At 61.6% G+C, this 17,838-nt stretch carries 17 protein-coding genes; 4 read left to right on the top strand and 13 right to left on the bottom strand.

Annotation, left to right across the window (positions count from 1 at the left end; translation table 11 throughout):
- Positions 1 to 81: 81 nt before the first annotated feature.
- The 12 genes from urtA to cbiE all read right to left on the bottom strand — a co-directional run bounded on the left by urtA (position 82) and on the right by cbiE (position 13,132).
- Positions 82 to 1,347 (bottom strand): urea ABC transporter substrate-binding protein, encoded by a 1,266-nt coding sequence (gene urtA, locus ACMXYH_RS03995; protein WP_033055613.1) that lies wholly within the window; start codon positions 1,345 to 1,347, stop codon positions 82 to 84.
- 309 nt (positions 1,348 to 1,656) lie between these two features.
- Positions 1,657 to 2,667, bottom strand: coding sequence for a FecCD family ABC transporter permease (locus ACMXYH_RS04000; protein WP_415766363.1), 1,011 nt, complete (start codon positions 2,665 to 2,667; stop codon positions 1,657 to 1,659).
- Positions 2,664 to 3,611 (bottom strand): ABC transporter substrate-binding protein, encoded by a 948-nt coding sequence (locus tag ACMXYH_RS04005; protein ID WP_129438878.1) that lies wholly within the window; start codon positions 3,609 to 3,611, stop codon positions 2,664 to 2,666. Before ACMXYH_RS04005 ends, ACMXYH_RS04000 begins: the two co-directional genes overlap by 4 nt.
- Positions 3,608 to 4,396: an ABC transporter ATP-binding protein gene (locus ACMXYH_RS04010; RefSeq protein ID WP_415766364.1), complete on the bottom strand. Its 789-nt coding sequence runs from the start codon at positions 4,394 to 4,396 to the stop codon at positions 3,608 to 3,610. The genes ACMXYH_RS04005 and ACMXYH_RS04010 overlap by 4 nt, the downstream gene beginning before the upstream one ends.
- Before the next feature lie 176 nt (positions 4,397 to 4,572).
- On the bottom strand, positions 4,573 to 5,952 hold the full coding sequence (locus ACMXYH_RS04015; RefSeq protein ID WP_415766365.1) for a PepSY-associated TM helix domain-containing protein: 1,380 nt from the start codon (positions 5,950 to 5,952) through the stop codon (positions 4,573 to 4,575).
- 142 nt (positions 5,953 to 6,094) lie between these two features.
- Positions 6,095 to 8,212 (bottom strand): TonB-dependent copper receptor, encoded by a 2,118-nt coding sequence (locus tag ACMXYH_RS04020; protein WP_415766366.1) that lies wholly within the window; start codon positions 8,210 to 8,212, stop codon positions 6,095 to 6,097.
- 190 nt (positions 8,213 to 8,402) lie between these two features.
- Positions 8,403 to 8,852 carry a DUF2946 domain-containing protein gene (locus tag ACMXYH_RS04025; RefSeq protein ID WP_415766368.1) on the bottom strand — a complete coding sequence of 150 codons (450 nt, stop codon included), beginning with the start codon at positions 8,850 to 8,852 and terminating at the stop codon, positions 8,403 to 8,405.
- Between the two features lie 20 nt (positions 8,853 to 8,872).
- Positions 8,873 to 9,352, bottom strand: a complete 480-nt coding sequence (locus tag ACMXYH_RS04030) for a copper chaperone PCu(A)C (RefSeq protein WP_415766369.1) — start codon at positions 9,350 to 9,352, stop codon at positions 8,873 to 8,875.
- A 48-nt stretch (positions 9,353 to 9,400) separates the two neighbouring features.
- Positions 9,401 to 9,799: a DUF2946 domain-containing protein gene (locus tag ACMXYH_RS04035; protein ID WP_415766370.1), complete on the bottom strand. Its 399-nt coding sequence runs from the start codon at positions 9,797 to 9,799 to the stop codon at positions 9,401 to 9,403.
- Between the two features lie 306 nt (positions 9,800 to 10,105).
- Positions 10,106 to 10,834, bottom strand: a complete 729-nt coding sequence (locus tag ACMXYH_RS04040) for a cobalt-precorrin-6A reductase (protein ID WP_415766371.1) — start codon at positions 10,832 to 10,834, stop codon at positions 10,106 to 10,108.
- Positions 10,831 to 11,928: a cobalt-precorrin-5B (C(1))-methyltransferase gene (locus ACMXYH_RS04045; RefSeq protein WP_415766372.1), complete on the bottom strand. Its 1,098-nt coding sequence runs from the start codon at positions 11,926 to 11,928 to the stop codon at positions 10,831 to 10,833. The genes ACMXYH_RS04040 and ACMXYH_RS04045 overlap by 4 nt, the downstream gene beginning before the upstream one ends.
- Positions 11,921 to 13,132, bottom strand: coding sequence for a precorrin-6y C5,15-methyltransferase (decarboxylating) subunit CbiE (gene cbiE / locus ACMXYH_RS04050; RefSeq protein ID WP_415766373.1), 1,212 nt, complete (start codon positions 13,130 to 13,132; stop codon positions 11,921 to 11,923). Before cbiE ends, ACMXYH_RS04045 begins: the two co-directional genes overlap by 8 nt.
- 144 nt (positions 13,133 to 13,276) lie before the next feature.
- Here cbiE and cobG point away from each other — a divergent pair, with 144 nt between their 5' ends.
- From cobG to cobJ, 4 genes are read left to right on the top strand one after another with little or no spacing between them, the layout of a single operon-like run.
- Entirely contained in the window at positions 13,277 to 14,596 is a 1,320-nt protein-coding gene (cobG, locus tag ACMXYH_RS04055) for a precorrin-3B synthase (protein WP_415766374.1), read from the top strand.
- Positions 14,589 to 15,215: a precorrin-8X methylmutase gene (locus ACMXYH_RS04060; RefSeq protein WP_008038718.1), complete on the top strand. Its 627-nt coding sequence runs from the start codon at positions 14,589 to 14,591 to the stop codon at positions 15,213 to 15,215. The genes cobG and ACMXYH_RS04060 overlap by 8 nt, the downstream gene beginning before the upstream one ends.
- On the top strand, positions 15,215 to 15,946 hold the full coding sequence (locus ACMXYH_RS04065; protein ID WP_033053597.1) for a precorrin-2 C(20)-methyltransferase: 732 nt from the start codon (positions 15,215 to 15,217) through the stop codon (positions 15,944 to 15,946). The genes ACMXYH_RS04060 and ACMXYH_RS04065 overlap by 1 nt, the downstream gene beginning before the upstream one ends.
- Positions 15,946 to 17,649, top strand: a complete 1,704-nt coding sequence (gene cobJ / locus ACMXYH_RS04070) for a precorrin-3B C(17)-methyltransferase (protein WP_415766375.1) — start codon at positions 15,946 to 15,948, stop codon at positions 17,647 to 17,649. The genes ACMXYH_RS04065 and cobJ overlap by 1 nt, the downstream gene beginning before the upstream one ends.
- Here cobJ and ACMXYH_RS04075 read toward each other — a convergent pair.
- A complete protein-coding gene (locus ACMXYH_RS04075; protein ID WP_415766376.1) occupies positions 17,646 to 17,810 on the bottom strand; it encodes a hypothetical protein in 165 nt (54 codons plus the stop codon). The two genes, cobJ and ACMXYH_RS04075, sit on opposite strands and share 4 nt — an antisense overlap.
- Positions 17,811 to 17,838: the final 28 nt, after the last annotated feature.

Raw genomic sequence — 17,838 nt, forward strand, 5'->3', positions numbered from 1 at the left:
CGCCGTCTTCGCGAGCAAGCTCGCTCCCACAGGGATTTGTGTCGGGCCCGAGCTCCATACCCGGCCCCGACATCCAGTGGCTTAGTTGCTCTTCACCGCATAATCCGGCTTCTTGTCGTTACCCGAGATGAACGGGCTCCACGGCTCGGCACGGATCGGCCCTTCGGTCTGCCACACCACGTTGAACTGACCGTCCGCCTGAATCTCGCCGATCATCACCGGTTTGTGCAGGTGGTGGTTGGTCTTGTCCATGGTCAGTGTGTAACCCGACGGCGCGGCAAAGGTCTGGCCGGCGAGGGCTTCGCGGACTTTGTCGACGTCAGTGGACTTGGCTTTTTCAGCCGCTTGCGCCCACATGTGGATGCCCACGTACGTGGCTTCCATCGGGTCGTTGGTCACCGCTTTGTCGGCGCCCGGCAAGTTGTGTTTCTTGGCGTAGGCTTTCCAGTCGGCGACGAATTTCTTGTTCGCCGGATTCTCGACCGATTCAAAGTAGTTCCATGCCGCGAGGTTGCCCACCAGCGGTTTGGTGTCGATACCGCGCAGTTCTTCTTCGCCGACCGAGAAAGCCACGACCGGAACGTCGGTGGCTTTCAAACCTTGGTTGGCCAGCTCTTTATAGAACGGCACGTTGGAGTCGCCGTTGACGGTGGAGATGACCGCGGTCTTGCCACCGGCCGAGAATTTTTTGATGTTGGCCACGATGGTTTGGTAATCGCTATGACCGAACGGGGTGTAGACCTCTTCGATGTCCTTGTCCGCCACACCTTTGGAGTGCAGGAACGAGCGCAGGATTTTGTTGGTGGTGCGCGGGTAGACGTAGTCGGTGCCCAGCAGGAAGTAGCGCTTGGCGCTGCCGCCTTCTTCGCTCATCAGGTACTCCACCGCCGGGATCGCTTGCTGGTTCGGCGCGGCGCCGGTGTAGAACACGTTCGGCGACATCTCTTCACCTTCGTACTGCACCGGGTAGAACAGCAGGCCGTTGAGCTCTTCGAACACCGGCAACACCGATTTACGCGACACCGACGTCCAGCAACCGAACACCACCGCCACCTTGTCCTGGGTCAGCAGCTGGCGGCCTTTCTCGGCGAACAGCGGCCAGTTCGACGCCGGGTCCACCACCACCGGTTCCAGCATCTTGCCGTTCACGCCGCCCTTGGCGTTGATCTCGTCGATGGTCATCAACGCCATGTCTTTCAGCGAGGTTTCGGAGATCGCCATGGTCCCGGACAACGAATGCAGAATACCGACCTTGATGGTCTCGGCGGCCTGGAGGCTCCAGGTCATGCCCATCGCGGCAATGCTTGCCGATAGTGTGAAAGCCTTGATCAAGCTGCGACGCTTCATTGTGCGATCTCCATGAACTTATGAATTTTCTTGGTGGCAGATGCGGACTACTGAAGGGTCTTTAGCAAGGGCTGTGCCTGGTCGGCAAAAGGCAGGGAAATGTCGTATTAGAGCGGTTGCGCGGTTTGGGCGACGCACCATGAAGGATCGCGCCTGGCGCGCTGGTGCGAAGAGGTGCGCCACATTGGGGCGTAGACCTGTAGGAGCTGTCGAGTGAAACGAGGCTGCGATCTTTTGATCTTGATTTTTTAAGATCAAAAGATCGCAGCCTCGTTTCACTCGACAGCTCCTACAGGGGGATGTGGGGGTTCAGCGTCGGCGCATTAGGCCGATGAAGAACAAGCCGCCGATGGCGGCGGTGGCAACGCCGATGGGCAAGTCTTCGGGGGCGATCAGGGTGCGGGCGGCGACGTCGACCCAGACGAGAAAGATGCTGCCCAACAACACGCACACCGGCAGCAATCGCCGATGCTCCGCCCCAACCAAACGACGCGCAATGTGCGGCACCATCAGCCCGACAAACCCGATAGACCCGCTGATCGACACCAGCACTCCAGTCATCAGCGAAGCAATCAAAAACACCCGCAACCGCACGGTACGAGCGTTGAGTCCGAGGGTCACGGCCGTCTGCTCGCCCGCCATCAACGCATTCAGTGGCCGAGCCATTCCCAGCAACAACACCAACCCGAGCAACACGCTGGCCGCCGGCACTGCCAGCAATTCCCAGCGCGCCAACCCGAGCCCACCGAGCATCCAGAATATCACCGCCGAACTCGCGCGGTGATCGCCCAGAAACAGCAGCAGATTGGCGATCGCCATCATCACGAAGGACACCGCCACGCCGCACAACAGCAGCCGATCACTGTCCAGCCGCCCGTTGCGGTTGGCGATCATCAGCACGATCAGCATGCTCGCCAACGCGCCGATAAACGCCGCAATGGGCAAGGTCAGCAGGCCGACAATTTCACCGACATGCAGCACCACAATCACCGCACCGAGGGTCGCGCCGGAGGTGACCCCGAGCAAATGCGGGTCGGCCAGCGGATTGCGCGTCACCGCTTGCAGCACCGCACCGATCAGCGCGAGCCCGGCGCCGACCAACGCACCCAACAGCATGCGAGGCACGCGAATCAGCCAGACGATGTGTTCCTGCCCAGCGGCCCAGTCCGGCACGCCGAAACCGAAAATCTTGTGCAACAGAATCCGCCACACCACGTCCACCGGCACCCGCGCCGGACCGAAGCCCAGCGACACCACGCATGACACCAGCAACAACGCGCCGAGGGCAACCAGCAACAAGGCGTAGCGACGATTGATCATTCGCCGTGGAAACCCTTGGCCAGGGTTTCAACCGCCAGCACGTTGTCGATCCCCGGCGTGGCCTGCACATACGGAATCACGATGAAGCGCTGGTTCTTGATCGCGTCCACCGATTGCAGCGCCTTGTTGTTCATCAGAAATTGCTCTTTCTGTTCGGCGGTGACTTCGCCGTAGTCGACGATCACGATCACCTGCGGATTGCGCTCGACCACGTTCTCCCAGTTGACCCGGGTCCAACTCGCGTCGACGTCGTCGAGAATATTGCGCCCGCCAGCGGCGTCGATCAGCGCTTGCGGCATACCGAGGCGGCCGGAGGTCATGGCGCGGTCTTCACCGCTGTCATAGAGGAACACGCGAGGTTTGTCCGCCGGCAGATCCTTGCGCACTTCGGCGACTTGCGCCTGCATCTGGGTGATCAAGACGTTGGCGCGATCCTGCACGTCAAAGATTTTGCCGAGGTTGCGCAGGTCGTTGTAAGTGTCTTCCAGACTGGCCGGCGGACGCTTCATCACGAACGCGCAGGACTCGGTCAGCTCGTAGACGTTGATGCCCAGCGGCTGCAACGTTTGCGGCGTCAGGTCACCACCCACGCGCATGCCGTAATCCCAGCCGGCGAAGAAAAAATCGACGTTGGCGTTGAGCAGGGTTTCCACCGACGGGTACTTGGCCGCCAACTCCGGCAAGCCATCGAGGATGGTCTGCATCTGGGGCGTGACCGACTTCCAACCGGTCACACCGCTGTAGCCGGCCATGCTGGGTTTGAGGCCAAGGGCGAGCATCATCTGGGTCATGTTGATGTCGTGGCTGACCGCGTGTTTCGGCGCTTGCTTGAAGGTCACTTCGCGGTTGCAGCTCTGCACGGTCAACGGGTAGTGAGTGGCCTCGGCAAATGCCTGGGCATTGCCCAGCAACAGAGTGGCGCAAAGCAGGGAACGCAAAGTCATGGTTGGGTTATCCAGGTGATTCGTGGGTAGCCGTGCAAGGGATGTTCATCTATCAGCGCTTCGACGCCGAACACGTCGCGCAGCAGTGGGGCGGTCAGGACTTCTTTGGGCGTGCCGCTGTCGACGATGCGACCGTGATTGATCACGTACAGCCGATCACAGAAAGCGGCCGCCAGGTTCAGGTCATGGATGCTCGCCAGAGTGCCGATCTTCAGGCGTTTGACCCGTTGCAGCATTTCGAGCTGATAGCGCGGATCGAGGTGATTGGTCGGCTCGTCGAGGATCAGCATTTGCGGTTGCTGAGCCAGGGCGCGGGCGAGGATCACGCGCTGTTTTTCACCGCCGGAGAGGGTGGCGAAGGCATGATCCTCGAAGCCTTTCAGACCGACTGAATCGAGGGCCTGGGTTGCGAGTTCTCTGTCCTCCAGGGTGTCGCCGTCGAACAGACCTTTGTGCGGTGTGCGGCCCATGGCGACGACTTCGTCGACGGTGAGGCCGAAGGCGTCGGGGAATTCCTGCAGGACCACGGCGATGCGTTGCGCGCACCAGCGCGAGGATTGCTTCCAGACGTTGTGGTGGTCGAGCTTGACCTCGCCGCTCTCGGGTTTGCTGAAGCGCCAGGCACAGCGCAGCAGGCTGGTTTTGCCGCTGCCGTTGGGGCCGATCAGACCAACGAACTCACCGGGGAGCACGTGCAAGGTTGCATCACGCAGTTGGAACTGGTGATGGCAATGGCCCTGGCCCAAGGGCGTCCAGGCGAGGTTCGTGAGGTTCAGCGAGGTCATGCATTAACTCTGAGATTTTTGGTGCGGCTGATGACGCCTTCGCGAGCAAGCCCGCTCCCACATTAGAACGCGGTCAAATGTGGGAGCGGGCTTGCTCGCGAAGGGGCCTTTGAAGTCGGCCGGGAGATAAGCGCGGGAAGTCTACAGGTCCCTCTAAACCGCGCATCTCGCCTGTTTCATGATGAAGGTGAGGCCGATTCAGTTTGCCGATTGAATCGCGACAGCAGCACCCGATCCAGCAGCCAGACCGCCACCAAGGACGCGCCCACCAATGGAAACGCCACCGCCAATGCGAACATGATGACCATCGCGGTTTTCCATTTCGGCAAGTCGTGGCGCAGCGGCGGAACACCGAACTTTCCTTGTGGACGGCGCTTCCACCAGATCACCACGCCGCTGACGGCGCTGAGCAGAATCATCAGGCAGATCAGCAGCACAATGATCTGATTGAACGCACCGAACATTTTACCTTCGTGCAGCATCACGCCGATTTCCGTCGCGCGGGCGACGGTGCCGTATTGCGCGAAGCGCACGTCGGCGAGGACGTCGCCGGTGTATTGATCCACATGCAGCGTGGCGTCGTTGCGCGGGTCGTCGGCGAACACCGCGATAGTGAACACGCCAGTCGTCGTGGCCGGAAAGGTGATGCTGTAACCCGGTTCGACCTGGCGTTGCGCAGCGATGTTCTGCACGTCCTGCAAGCTGATGGTCGGTGCGGCAGGGCCCGCTTGCGCGCTACCGTGGGCCATGTGTTCGGCGTGGTCGCCGGACATTGGCATCGGTGTGTTTTCCATCGCCCAAGGCACGGTCTGGCGGGTAGCGGTGTTGAGGCCGCGGGCCTCCACATCGGATTTGGGTACGTCATCCCACATCGCTGCCGGAAAGACATTCCACACTTCGGCGTATTGCTTGCCCCAGAACCCGGTCCAGGTCATGCCGCTGAGCAGCATCACCAGCAGCAACGACGCGCCCCAGAACCCTGTCACTGCGTGCAGGTCACGCCAAAGCACTCGACCGCGACTGCTCAAGCGTGGCCACAGGATGCCGGCCGCCTGGCCACGCGGCCACCACAAGAACACGCCGGAGACCACCAACACCACGCCCCAGCCGGCGGCCAGTTCGATCAGTCGATCACCGACGGTGCCGATCATCAATTCGCCGTGAATCGCTCGCGCAACGGCTTGCAGATTCTTTTTGGCGTCTTGCTCTCCGAGGATGTCGCCGTGGTAGGGATCGACGAATACGTTGAGCTCGCTACCGCCATTGATCACGACAAATTGCGCGCTGCGCTCGGCGTTGACCGGTGGCAAATACTGCTTGATCGTGGCTTGTGGGTAAGCCTCTTTCACCCGCTTGAGCAGGTCATCGGCCGGGACGCTGTGATGCCCGGCCGGGACGTTCAGCAGGCTGCCGTACATCAACGGGTCGAGTTGCGGTTTGAACAGGTAAATGACGCCGGTCAAAGCCAGCATCACCATGAAAGGCGCGACGAACAGACCGGCATAGAAATGCCAGCGCCAGGCCAGGTTGTAGAAATTCACTTTGGGCTGTTTCATCGGTTGTGCTCCGCTTTGACGATTCAATTGTCTTGGAAAGATCGCAGCCTCGTTTCACTCGACAGCTCCTACACAGCTCCTACAGGGGGTACGTGTTCCAATGTAGGAGCTGGCGTAGCCTGCGATCTTTTGACTTTTCTTGTTAGAAACTCATATCCACCTTGGTCCAGAGCGTTCGCCCCGGTTCTTTTATGGCTTGCGGGTTATTGGCCGGATAGCCAAAACCGGCGTTGCCGGCCAGGTTCAAGTGCTCGGCGTACGCCTTGCCGAACAGGTTGTCGACGCCGCTGCTGACCTTCCAGTTTTTGTTAATCCGATAGGCACCGTTGAGCGAGAACACGCCAAACCCCGAGGTCTTGTCGAAGTCCTTGCCGACCACGTTGCCCTTGTTCTGGTCGATGCGGTTTTGCGCTGCGACCACCCGCCACAACGCTCCGGCGCTCCAGTTGTCTTCGCTGTAGGTCAGGCCGAAACGTGCGTCCAGCGGTGGCATTTGCGGCAGTGCGTTGCCGTCGCTACTGTTTTTGCCCCAGGCGTAGGCCAGGGTCGCGTCGGCTTTCCAGTAGCTGGTCAGCTTGTAGGCCGCACCCAACTCGCCGCCCATGATTCGCGCGTCGATGTTCTGTGCTTGCGAGGTCATGCCCATCATTGTTGGCGTGTAGTTGAACAGGATGTAGTCGCGCACTTGCCCGACGTAACCCGAGGCCCAGGCTTCGAGGTCTGCGGTTTTGTATTGCAGGCCGAAGTCGAGCTGGGTGGTCTTTTCAGGCTTGATCGAATCGAAGGCATTCACTGAGCCGGCGGGGCCGGACTTGGGTGAAAACAGCTCCCAGTAATCCGGGAAACGCTGGGTGTGACCGAGGCCGGCATACAGCGTGGTCGGACTGTCAGCCAGGTCATGCTCGTAACGGACGAAGCCGCTTGGCAGGGTGTCGGCACGGGTGTCGTCGGCGGTTGGGTTGGGACGCGCCATCATCCCGGAGCCAGTGGTCTGCCGAAAATCCTTGGCCGAAGCGCGGTCCAGGCGCGCGCCGGTAATCAGCCGGTCACGGTCGGCGGCGTACCAGGTCAATTCGCTGAACACGCCGTAGTTGTGGAAGTCGGCGTCCTTGTTGCGCGGCAAGTCCTTGTAGACGTCGATGCCCATGGCGCTGCGCTGGCGATGTTCGCTGGTCTGCGCATCGATGCCGCTGATCAACTGCACATCGGCCCAGCGCCAGGTGGCTTTGATCCGTGCGCCGAGGGTTCGACGGTCGACGTTGGAGGCCATCGGGCCGGCCATCATTCCGGTGCCGGACGGCGTGCGCAGGGTGTAGTTGTCCATCACGTGGTCGGCGTAGTTGTAGTAGATCTGCGCCTCGACCTTATCCAGCACATCACCGATGTTCGACCTCTCGAAACGCAAGCCCAGGCTTTCGCGCTTGAACTGCGAGCCGTCCATGCCGCGTCCCGCGTAACGCGCTTCGCCATCGCCGGTGCCGGCGGTCAGCTCCAGCAGGGTGTCGGCGTCCGGTGTCCAGCCCACCGCAACGTCGCCGTTCCATTTGTCGTAGCGCGACGGCACGGTGTCGTTGTTACCGTCCTGGTAATCGTCGGCATGCGCGGTGTTGCCGATCACTCGCACGTAACCCAATGGCCCGCCGGCAGCAGCATCCACCACTTTGTCGAAACGGCCGTTGGAGCCCGCCAGCACGCTGGCGTTCACCCGCGTGCCGAGTTCGCCGAAGCTTTCCGGCTCACGGTCGAAGAGGATGGTCCCGGCCGACGCGCCCGGTCCCCAGAGCACAGTTTGCGGGCCTTTGATGACGGTGAGTTTGTCGTAGGTTTCCGGCGAGATGTATGAGGTCGGAGCGTCCATTCGGCCGGGGCAGGCGCCGAGCAACTGGCCGCCGTTGGTGAGTATGTTCAACCGCGAACCGAACATGCCGCGCAGCACAGGGTCGCCGTTGGTGCCGCCATTGCGCACCAGGGCGAAGCCAGGGATGGTTTTCAGGTAATCGCCACCGTCGCTGGCCGGCACCGGTTGGCGCGGGTCCTTGGGATTGGTGACGATGGTCAGTGGTGAACTCGGCGCGATGGCGGTGATCACCGTCGGGCTCAGTTCTTCGCTGTGACCGGCGTGTTCATCGGCCAGCACCATGGGTGTCAGCAGTGCGCCGCAAAGGAAGGCGGTGGCGTGCCTGAAACGAATGCTGGATTCGTTCAAGGCAAAAGAAGCTTGGGCAGCGCTCAAGCGTGTGTCAGCAGAAAACCTGGACATGACAATTTCCATCGAACAGTCGTAAACGACACGGCCGGCAGCCTGCGCAATCCTTGTGGGAGCGAGCTTGCTCGCGAAAGCGGTGTGTCAGACGACATGGATGTTGAATGACCCATCGCGATCGCGAGCAAGCTCGCTCCCACAGGTAGCTTTGGCTGTCTTCGGACTGTGTGAGATCGGAGGTGGGTGTTTACGCGTCGATGGGTGGGGCGCGGGTGCGGGCGCCGGGGAAGAAGGTTTGCCGGGCGTGGCCCAGGCGGGGGGAGAGTGTGGTGAAGGTGGTGGCTTTTGGCGTGTCGAATGCGACGAAGGACTGGCCTCCGGTCAGCGCCGGGCAATTGAACAGCAGGCTGCAATAGCCGCATTTTTCCCAGAGCGCGTGATGTGAGGCTTTTGGCGGGCAGTGTTCGGCGGTGGTTTGCGCGCTGTGGTCGGCGTGCTCCATCGCCGACATGTCCATGCTCATGTCCATCGACATGCTCATGGTCATCGAAGAGGCGCGTTGATCCATCGGCATCGACTGAGAAATCAGCGGGCCGATAAAGATCATCAACATGGCGAACAGGCTGATCCAGCTACCGCGCGTCAGGCTTAACGGCTGACGACGGTGTGCGGATGACCTGGCGCTAAGCGGGCGCATGGACGTTTTTGCTCAGTCGATTACTGGGCGTGTGCGTGTGTCTGCATGTCTTCCGGCGGCTTCTTCTGCACCGAGACGTCGACCGTCACTTCGCCGGACTTCTCGAAATGCATCGTCAGCGGGAAGCGTTTGCCGTCGCTCAGCAGGCTGCGATCCTTCAGGTTTACCAGCATCACGTGATAGGCCATCGGCGCAAAGGTGACGTTGCCACCGGCAGGAATGTCGACGCTCGGCACCTGCTGCATTTTCATCAGATCGTTTTGCATGACGTGCTCGTGCAACTGGGCTTCGCCTGCAATGGGCGAGTCGACACTGAGCAGTCGGTCGGCCGTTTTACCGTTGTTGTGAACCACGAAGTAAGCCGCAACAGTTGGCGCGTTGGGCGGCAACTCTTGCGACCACGGATGAGCGATTTCCAGCTCCCCGGCCTTGTATTCGTGAGCATTGGCAAAACAGGCAGGCAGCAGCAATACAGCCAGGACGATGAGTTTGTTCAACATGGCAGTTCTCCAGAGCGATTCAAAACGCAGGTCAATTGCGAGAAGGAATCACACCAGAGGGGAAGCGCGGGGGTTGAGGCTCGGCCATTGCTGGCGCGGTGTCGGTGTATCGAGAGAGGCGTGAGGCAGGCTTCGATTGGCCTCGAAACGCGCGAAATACAGTTGCGGCATGTGCCCGGGCAGCGCCACCAGTGGCGCGGAACCTGAACAGCACCAGCAATGTTGCATGTTGGAGTGATCGTCGTTCTGCGGGGCTTTCTGTTCGATATCGCCCAGGGAAATCGCCACCATCCTGGTGCCGCTGGACGAACAGAAACTGCCCCACAACAACTGCTCGGCGGGTGATTTCGCCGTCTGTGCCATCGCTCCGGACATCGGCATGGCGAGCATGTTGAACAGCACTGCGAAGCAGGCGATCCAGGCAAATGCGAGCCGTTGTCGGGACATGGGAAAAATCCGGTTGGGTGGGGGATCAGGCGCGGCTATTTAGCCTGATCAGGGCCGATAAGTAAAAAAGTGGCGTGCGGTGTGGTGTCGCAGTGCAAGGCTTCCGTAGCCTTCATGATAGTCGCGAATTACGGATTGCCAGTACCGTGCAGATCAGACTTCACACAATTTTGTAGCAGCTGCCGAAGGCTGCGTTCGGCTGCGCAGCAGTCGTAAAATCAAAAGCCTCGGTCTTTCAGGTTAATCGTGGATGCAGGATTTACGACTGCTTCGCAGCCGAACGCAGGCTTCGCCAGCTGCTACAGGTTATGTGGTGGTTTCTGTTATCAGGGCTGCCAATACGTCTGTTACCGACCCAAACTCCCGATCAACCCCCGGCAACACCGGCCGCTGCAAAACTATCACCGGCACCCCACGCTCCCGTGCCACTTCCAGCTTCGGCTCGGTCGCGGTGCTGCCGCTGTTCTTGCTGATCAGCACATCAACCTGCCGACGTTCAAACAGCTCACGTTCATCTTCAATCAGAAACGGCCCACGCGCGCCGATGACTTCGCAGCGTTCGTTACCGGGGTAAACGTCCAGGGCACGCAGGGTCCAGAATTGCTCTGGCGGGATTTCGTGCAGGTGCTGCAACGGTTCGCGGCCGAGGGTGAACAGCGGTCGCCGGAACGGTTTCAGCGCTTCGATCAACTCGGCCCAGTCGCTGACATCTCGCCAGTCATCCCCGGCCTGTGGTTGCCAGGCTGGACGCCTTAACGCCCAGCATGCAATGCCGCTCAACCGTGCAGCGGTGGCGGCGTTTTGGCTGATTTGTGCGGCGTAGGGGTGGGTTGCGTCCAGGAGCAGGTCGATCCCTTCATCCCGAATGAACTTTGCAAGCCCTTCGGCACCGCCGTAACCGCCAACGCGAACCTGGCAGGTCAGATCCGTCGGCACACGCCCGACGCCGGCCAGGCTATAGATGTGTTCTGGCCCGAGGGTCCGGGCGATGGCCAAGGCTTCCGTCACGCCACCCAGCAACAACACGCGCTTCATTGAAAAGCTCCCGCATGGCCCACAATCCCGCCCTGGCGATCGATGGAAAATACTTCAACCTGAACCTGCGCCGGCACCACGCTGCGAGCAAAGTCCAACGCGTGCTGACACACCGCATCTCCGAGCGCGATACCTGCAGCGCTGGCCATCGCCAAGGCTTGCTGGCTGGTGTTGGCCTCGCGAATCCCTTGCTGCAACGCCTCATCGGCGCCAATCGCCGCCGCCCACTCGGCCAGTTGCGGCAGGTCGATGCTCGAATGTCGGCTGTGCAAATCCATGTGCCCGGCCGCCAGTTTACTGATCTTGCCGAAGCCGCCGCAGAGGCTGAGTTTATCCACCGGCACTTTGCGAAGATGTTTGAGCACTGCGCCGACGAAGTCGCCCATTTCGATCAGGGCGATTTCCGGCAAGTCGTAGACCCGGCGCATGGTGTCTTCACTGGCGTTTCCTGTGCATGCGGCGATGTGCAGATAGCCGTTGGTCTTTGCGACGTCGATGCCTTGATGAATCGAGGCAATGTACGCCGCGCAGGAAAACGGCCGGACTATGCCGCTGGTGCCGAGAATCGACAAACCGCCGAGAATCCCCAGGCGCGGGTTCATGGTTTTCAAGGCCAGCGCTTCACCGCCCTCGACGTTCACCGTGACCTCGAAACCGCCGCGGTAATCGAGTTCCTCGGCCAGCAGGGTCAAGTGATCGGTGATCATCTTGCGTGGTACCGGGTTGATCGCGGGTTCGCCGACGCCCAGCACCAACCCCGGCCGGGTGACGGTGCCGACGCCGCGCCCGGCATTGAAGCGAATGCCCGGCGCCGTGTTCAGTCGTACCTGGGAATAAAGCAGCGCGCCATGGGTCACGTCGGGGTCATCGCCCGCGTCCTTGATCGTCCCTGCTTCGGCCCCGTTGTCGATCAGACGACAGAACTCCAGCCGCATCTGCACCTGCTTGCCCTTGGGCAGGACGATGTCCACCGCGTCCGAATGCGTGCCTTCCAGCAACAAACGTGCAGCCGCCAGGCTGGTTGCGGTCGCGCAGCTGCCGGTGGTCAGGCCGCTGCGCAACGGTGCGGGTTGTTCGGCGGTTTCGTCACGCATCGAAAGGCTTCGTCACTTCCAGCAAGGTAATCGGCAACGCCTGACGCCAGGTATCGAAGTCTCCCAGCGGTTGGGCTTGAGCGATATGGATCCGAGTCAGCTCGCCGCCGTGCTGCTCGCGCCAAGCCATCAAAGTCATTTCACTTTGTAGCGTGACGGCGTTGGCGATCAGTCGACCGCCGGGCTTGAGTGCGGCCCAACACGTGTTGAGCACGCCCTCGCGGGTGACACCGCCACCGATGAAAATGGCGTCTGGATCCTCGAGTCCGGCCAAGGCCAGCGGCGCACTGCCGCGAATCAGCTGCAGGCCGGGAACACCGAGGGCATCTCGGTTGTGTTCGATCAACAGCTGCCGCCCTTCATCCGCCTCGATGGCCAGCGCCCGGCAACTGGGGTGGGCGCGCATCCATTCGATGCCGATCGAGCCGCTGCCTGCGCCGACGTCCCACAATAGTTCACCGGGTATCGGAGCGAGGCGGGCGAGGGTGATTGCGCGCACGTCGCGCTTGGTCAATTGGCCATCGTGTTTGAAGGCTGAGTCCGGCAGGCCGGCCAGTCGCGACAGGCGCGGCGTATTGGGCTCGGCGATACACTCGATGGCGATCAGGTTCAGATCGGCGATCAGAGGATTGTTCCAGTCATTGGCGACACTCTCGATGCGTCGTTCGGCTGCTCCGCCCAGATGTTCCAGCACGGTGAGGCGACTTCGCCCGAAACCGCGTTCACGCAACAGTGTCGCGATTGCAGCCGGGCTCCTGCCGTCGTTGCTCAGCACCAGCAAGCGAACACCGCTGAACAACTGCGCATTGAGTGCGGCGATGGGACGGGCAACCACCGAAAGCGTGACGACATCCTGCAACGGCCAGCCCATTCGCGCCGCCGCCAGCGAGCAAGAGGAGGGTGCTGGCAGTATCAGCATTTCATCGTTGGGCAGTTTCCGGGCCAGGCTTGCGCCCACGCCAAAGAACATCGGATCGCCGCTGGCCAGTACGCAGACCGGTTCGCCGCGCAGCGCTAAAACCGGCTCAAGGGAGAAAGGGCTGAGCCACAACTGTCGCTCGCCACGGATGCACACCGGCAGCAAATCCAGTTGCCGCTGACCGCCAATGATCCGCGAAGCGCGCAGCAGAGTGTGCCGGGCGTTTTTGCCCAGGCCCTTGAAGCCGTCTTCGCCGATTCCCACTACTGTCAGCCACGGTGACATCTACAGTCCTCAAATATAGTCCTCAAACGGACTGTTCCGACGGGCAGGCTTTTCATGCCGTCGAACAAAGCAGGCATAATACCGCGCCTTCGCCCGCGAAGCGCCTTTCCCACACAGCCGGTCGCCCCCTTGAACAAACGCCCGATGTCCTTAGCCTTACGTCCCTCGGCCTGTCCGGGGTTGCTGCGTATCGTCCAGGCGCTGGATGGAGGTATCTGCCGGATCAAGTTGAATGGCGGTTCGATCAGTGCGGCTCAGGCCGAAGCGGTGGCCAGTGCTGCTGAGCGGTTCGCCGGCGGCGTGATCGAGGCGACCAACCGTGCCAATCTGCAAATTCGCGGGATCGGCAGTGAACACGGTGCCATGATCGATGGCCTGATGGCTGCCGGGTTGGGCCCAAGCACTGCCGCTGGCGACGATGTGCGCAATTTGATGCTCAGCCCCAGCGCCGGGATTGATCGGCAGATGCTGTTCGACACGCGCCCGCTGGCTGAACAGATCCTTGTCACCTTGCAAAGCCATGAACGCTTCCACGACCTCAGCGCCAAGTTTGCCGTGCAACTGGATGGCGGCGAAGGCTTGGCGATGCTCGAACATCCCCATGACCTGTGGTTGTCCGCCACTGAGCGAGACGGCGAGCTGGTTTTTGCATTCGGCCTGGCAGGGTGTCCTGTGGACTCGCCTGTGGACTCGCCTGTGGGTACGGTGTCACTGGCGCAGGGCCACCCGCTGGTGGTCGCGGTGCTGGAGTTGTTTCTTGAGCTGGCGCGTCCCGATCAGACACGCATGCGGCATTTACTCGCTGAATGCTCGCTCGACGAATTTCTCTCCCGTCTGGCCGAGCGTGTGCCGCTGATGCCCATCACGGGTTGGCAGCGCAAGGTAAGTCCGAGTGTCTTGCACATCGGCGCTCATCCACAGGGTGAGGCCGAGCGTGTGTATATCGGCGCGGTGCCGCCGCTGGGTCGCCTCAATCCCGCGATGCTCAGAGGCGTCGTACAACTGGCACGTGATCAGGGTGACGGCAGCCTGCGTTTCACGCCTTGGCAAAGCCTGTTGTTACCCGGTGTTCATGTCGTCGATGCGCCGCAAGTTATCCACAACCTTGAACAACTCGGTCTGCGTTGCTCGGCCGACGATGCCTTGGCGCATCTGATCGCCTGCACCGGCTCGACGGGGTGCGGCAAAGGGTTGGCCGACACCAAGGGCGATGCCCGACAACTGGCGGCGCTGCTGCAACGTCACGGCCAGACACTGAACGTGCACCTGTCCGGCTGCCAGCGTTCCTGCGCGGCTGCACACATCGCACCCATCACGTTGCTGGCGGTTTCTCCCGGTCACTACGACCTCTATTTTCGCGATGCAGCGCAGCCGGGTTTCGGCGCGCTGCACGCATGCAACCTTACTATTGAAGCGGTCGCAGCCTTGCTCGACGCCCGCTCACGGAGCCCCCTTGATGCTTGATTACATCCGCGACGGTCAGGAGATCTATCGCAACTCCTTCGCGATCATTCGTGCCGAGGCCAACCTCGAGCGTATTCCGGCCGACCTGGAAAAACTCGCGGTCCGTGTGATCCACGCCTGCGGCATGGTCGACGCCATCGACGGCCTGCAATTTTCCGAAGGCGCGGGCAAGGCCGGGCGTGATGCGCTGGCCGCCGGTGCACCGATTCTGTGCGACGCGCGGATGGTCAGCGAAGGCGTGACCCGCACGCGTTTGCCTGCGAACAACGAAGTCATCTGCACCCTGCGTGATGAAAGTGTTCCAGAGCTTGCCCGCGAGCTGGGCAACACCCGCTCCGCCGCCGCGCTGGAGCTATGGCGCCCGCATCTGGAAGGCAGCGTGGTGGTGATCGGCAACGCGCCGACCGCACTGTTTTATCTGTTGGAAATGCTCGACGCCGGCGCGCCGAAACCGGCGCTGATTCTCGGCTTCCCGGTAGGCTTCGTCGGCGCCGCCGAATCCAAGGCAGCGCTCGCGGCAGACAGCCGTGGTGTGCCTTTCGTCATCATGCAAGGCCGGCTGGGCGGTAGCGCCATGGCCGCCGCCGCTGTCAATGCCCTCGCCACGGAGATCGAATGATGCAGCAACCTGGACGTTTGATTGGCCTGGGCGTCGGCCCCGGTGATCCGGAACTGATTACCGTCAAAGCCCTGCGCCTGCTGCGCGAATCGCCGGTGGTGGCGTACTTCGTCGCCAAGGGCAAAAAGGGCAACGCGTTCGGTATCATCGAGGCGCATTTGCAGGACGCGCAAACGCTGCTGCCGCTGGTGTATCCGGTGACCACCGAGGCGCTGCCGGCGCCGCTGTCGTATGAACAAGTGATCAGCGATTTCTACGATGCAGCCGGCGAAGAACTGGCCGCGCACCTGGACGCTGGCCGTGACGTGGCGGTGATCTGCGAAGGCGATCCGTTCTTCTACGGCTCCTACATGTACCTGCACGATCGACTGGCCGAGCGCTATGAAGCCGAAGTCGTGCCGGGCGTTTGCTCGATGCTCGGCGGTGCTTCGGTGCTGGGTGCGCCGCTCGTGTATCGCAATCAGAGTTTGTCGGTGCTGTCGGGTGTGTTGCCCGCCGACGATCTCAAGCGTCGTCTGGCCGATGCCGATGCCGCCGTGATCATGAAGCTGGGACGCAACTTCCCCAAGGTCCGTCAGGTACTCGAAGAGCTCGGGCTGGCGGAACGTGCGTTGTACGTTGAGCGCGCGACCATGGCCAATCAGAAAATCGTCCCGCTGGATCAGGTCGAGCCGATGTCCTCGCCGTACTTCTCGCTGATCATTGTGCCCGGCGAAAGGTGGCAAGGCTGATGTCCCGTCCAGTTCCGGCGATTGTCATTCTGGGCAATGGCAGCCTCGCGACTGCGCGCAAGATTGCGCAGCTATACCCTGGCGCATTGATCCATGGTCTGGCCGAACGGGTGGAAGGCGCGGACCGCGTCTATCACGAATTCGGCGCCACCTTGCGTGAGTTCTATCAGCAGGACACGCCGATTATCGCTCTGTGCGCGGCCGGGATCGTGATCCGCACCCTGGCCCCGCTTCTGCTGGAGAAAGGCGCCGAGCCGCCAGTGCTGGCCGTGGCTGAAGATGGCAGCGCCGTGGTGCCGCTGCTCGGTGGCCTAGGTGGCGTGAACGTCATGGCGCGAGAGATTGCCGCCGGTCTCGAGGTTGCTGCGGCGATCACCACCAGCGGTGAATTGCGCTTCGGCTCCTGCCTGCTCAATCCACCCAGCGGTTACGCCCTCGGCGATCTGGAACTGGGCAAGCGCTTCGTCTCGGATTTGCTCGCCGGCCAAAGCGTACGCGTCGAAGGGGCTGCGCCGTGGCTGGCGCAGGCGCAGTTGCCGCAAGATCCTCAAGCGCAGCTGTCGATCCATGTCGGCCATGCCGAGCGGACACCGGCGGCCAATGAATTGATGATCTACCCGCGCAATGTGTTGGTGGCGGTGAGCGGTGAGGTGACGGGTCTGCCAGGCGCGATTCGCACGGCCCTGCATCAAGCGAAAATCGCCGTGCAATCGGTGGCGTGCCTGTTGGCGAGCGATCTGAACATGGCCAGCACGGCATTGCGCGAAGCGGCACTTGAACTGGGTGTGCCTCTGCGGTTTGCGTCGGTCAGCGGCGGCGTTAGCGAGTTGTCCCGCCACACCGTGCCGAACGCTACCATCGTGTCAGCGGATACCGGCATTGCCATCGCGGTGGCCACTCAGCCGCTGGACGTTGCGCAGATCGGCCGTGCACGCGGTCGTTTGGCGGTAATCGGTCTGGGCCCTGGCGCCGCCGAACTGATGGTGCCAGCGGTCAAGGCCGAACTGGCCAGGGCCACCGACGTACTCGGCTACGAAACCTACGTGCGCATGGCCGGGCCGTTCCGTGAAGATCAGGTGCTGCATTGCACCGACAATCGCGAAGAAATGCAGCGTGCCCGTCACGCCTTCGAGCTGGCGGCGCAAGGCCGTTCGGTGATTGTGGTTTCGTCCGGTGATCCCGGCGTGTTCGCCATGGCGGCGGCGGTGCTTGAAGCGTTGCATGAGTCGAGCGAGCCGAGCTGGCACAGCGTCGATCTGGAAATCCTGCCGGGTGTTTCCGCTTCGCTGGCGACCGCTGCGCAGGCCGGTGCGCCGTTGGGGCATGACTTCTGCGTGATGTCGCTGTCGGACAACCTCAAGCCTTGGGCGATCATCGAGAAGCGCCTGGACCTGGCCGCCGAAGCCGATCTGGCGTTGGCGTTCTACAACCCGATCTCCCGTGCGCGGCCGTGGCAACTGGGCCAAGCGTTGGAAATCGTCGGCCGGCATCGTGCACCGGAAACAGTGGTGGTGCTGGGTCGCGACATTGGCCGCCCTGGCCAGACGTTGCGGGTCACCACGCTCGGCGAACTGACCCCCGATCAGGTCGACATGCGCACCATGGTGCTGATCGGTTCCTCCACCACCTGCGTGTTCCCTCGTGCCGAGGGTGGTGAGTGGGTGTATACGCCGCGTTGGTACGGCGAAAAACCGACCAATTAAGCCATGGCGGTCAGTTTTGCTGGCCGCCACTGCCCCTCGACCGCGTAAGATTTTTCACTGAAAGACACCGGAAACACGCTCGTATTGAAGTCGTAAATCGGCGGCGCGAGTGTTGAACTGTCGTGCCCGCGCATAAGTTTTTTTACTTCCGTTGTTTTCATGTTCTGAAACAGTCGTTAGAGGCCTTGG

The organism is Pseudomonas frigoris (assembly GCF_047758635.1).
Lineage (GTDB): Bacteria > Pseudomonadota > Gammaproteobacteria > Pseudomonadales > Pseudomonadaceae > Aquipseudomonas > Aquipseudomonas frigoris.

Coding starts and splice junctions, on each gene's coding strand:
- ACMXYH_RS04045 (WP_415766372.1), bottom strand. CDS start 11,928: ATGCGTGACGAAACCGCCGAACAACCCGCACCGTTGCGCAGCGGCCTG.
- cobG (WP_415766374.1), top strand. CDS start 13,277: ATGTCCTTAGCCTTACGTCCCTCGGCCTGTCCGGGGTTGCTGCGTATC.
- ACMXYH_RS04020 (WP_415766366.1), bottom strand. CDS start 8,212: ATGTCCAGGTTTTCTGCTGACACACGCTTGAGCGCTGCCCAAGCTTCT.
- ACMXYH_RS04030 (WP_415766369.1), bottom strand. CDS start 9,352: ATGTTGAACAAACTCATCGTCCTGGCTGTATTGCTGCTGCCTGCCTGT.
- ACMXYH_RS04000 (WP_415766363.1), bottom strand. CDS start 2,667: ATGATCAATCGTCGCTACGCCTTGTTGCTGGTTGCCCTCGGCGCGTTG.
- ACMXYH_RS04040 (WP_415766371.1), bottom strand. CDS start 10,834: ATGAAGCGCGTGTTGTTGCTGGGTGGCGTGACGGAAGCCTTGGCCATC.
- ACMXYH_RS04075 (WP_415766376.1), bottom strand. CDS start 17,810: ATGAAAACAACGGAAGTAAAAAAACTTATGCGCGGGCACGACAGTTCA.
- urtA (WP_033055613.1), bottom strand. CDS start 1,347: ATGAAGCGTCGCAGCTTGATCAAGGCTTTCACACTATCGGCAAGCATT.
- ACMXYH_RS04010 (WP_415766364.1), bottom strand. CDS start 4,396: ATGACCTCGCTGAACCTCACGAACCTCGCCTGGACGCCCTTGGGCCAG.
- cobJ (WP_415766375.1), top strand. CDS start 15,946: ATGTCCCGTCCAGTTCCGGCGATTGTCATTCTGGGCAATGGCAGCCTC.
- ACMXYH_RS04065 (WP_033053597.1), top strand. CDS start 15,215: ATGCAGCAACCTGGACGTTTGATTGGCCTGGGCGTCGGCCCCGGTGAT.
- cbiE (WP_415766373.1), bottom strand. CDS start 13,132: ATGTCACCGTGGCTGACAGTAGTGGGAATCGGCGAAGACGGCTTCAAG.
- ACMXYH_RS04015 (WP_415766365.1), bottom strand. CDS start 5,952: ATGAAACAGCCCAAAGTGAATTTCTACAACCTGGCCTGGCGCTGGCAT.
- ACMXYH_RS04035 (WP_415766370.1), bottom strand. CDS start 9,799: ATGTCCCGACAACGGCTCGCATTTGCCTGGATCGCCTGCTTCGCAGTG.
- ACMXYH_RS04005 (WP_129438878.1), bottom strand. CDS start 3,611: ATGACTTTGCGTTCCCTGCTTTGCGCCACTCTGTTGCTGGGCAATGCC.
- ACMXYH_RS04025 (WP_415766368.1), bottom strand. CDS start 8,852: ATGCGCCCGCTTAGCGCCAGGTCATCCGCACACCGTCGTCAGCCGTTA.
- ACMXYH_RS04060 (WP_008038718.1), top strand. CDS start 14,589: ATGCTTGATTACATCCGCGACGGTCAGGAGATCTATCGCAACTCCTTC.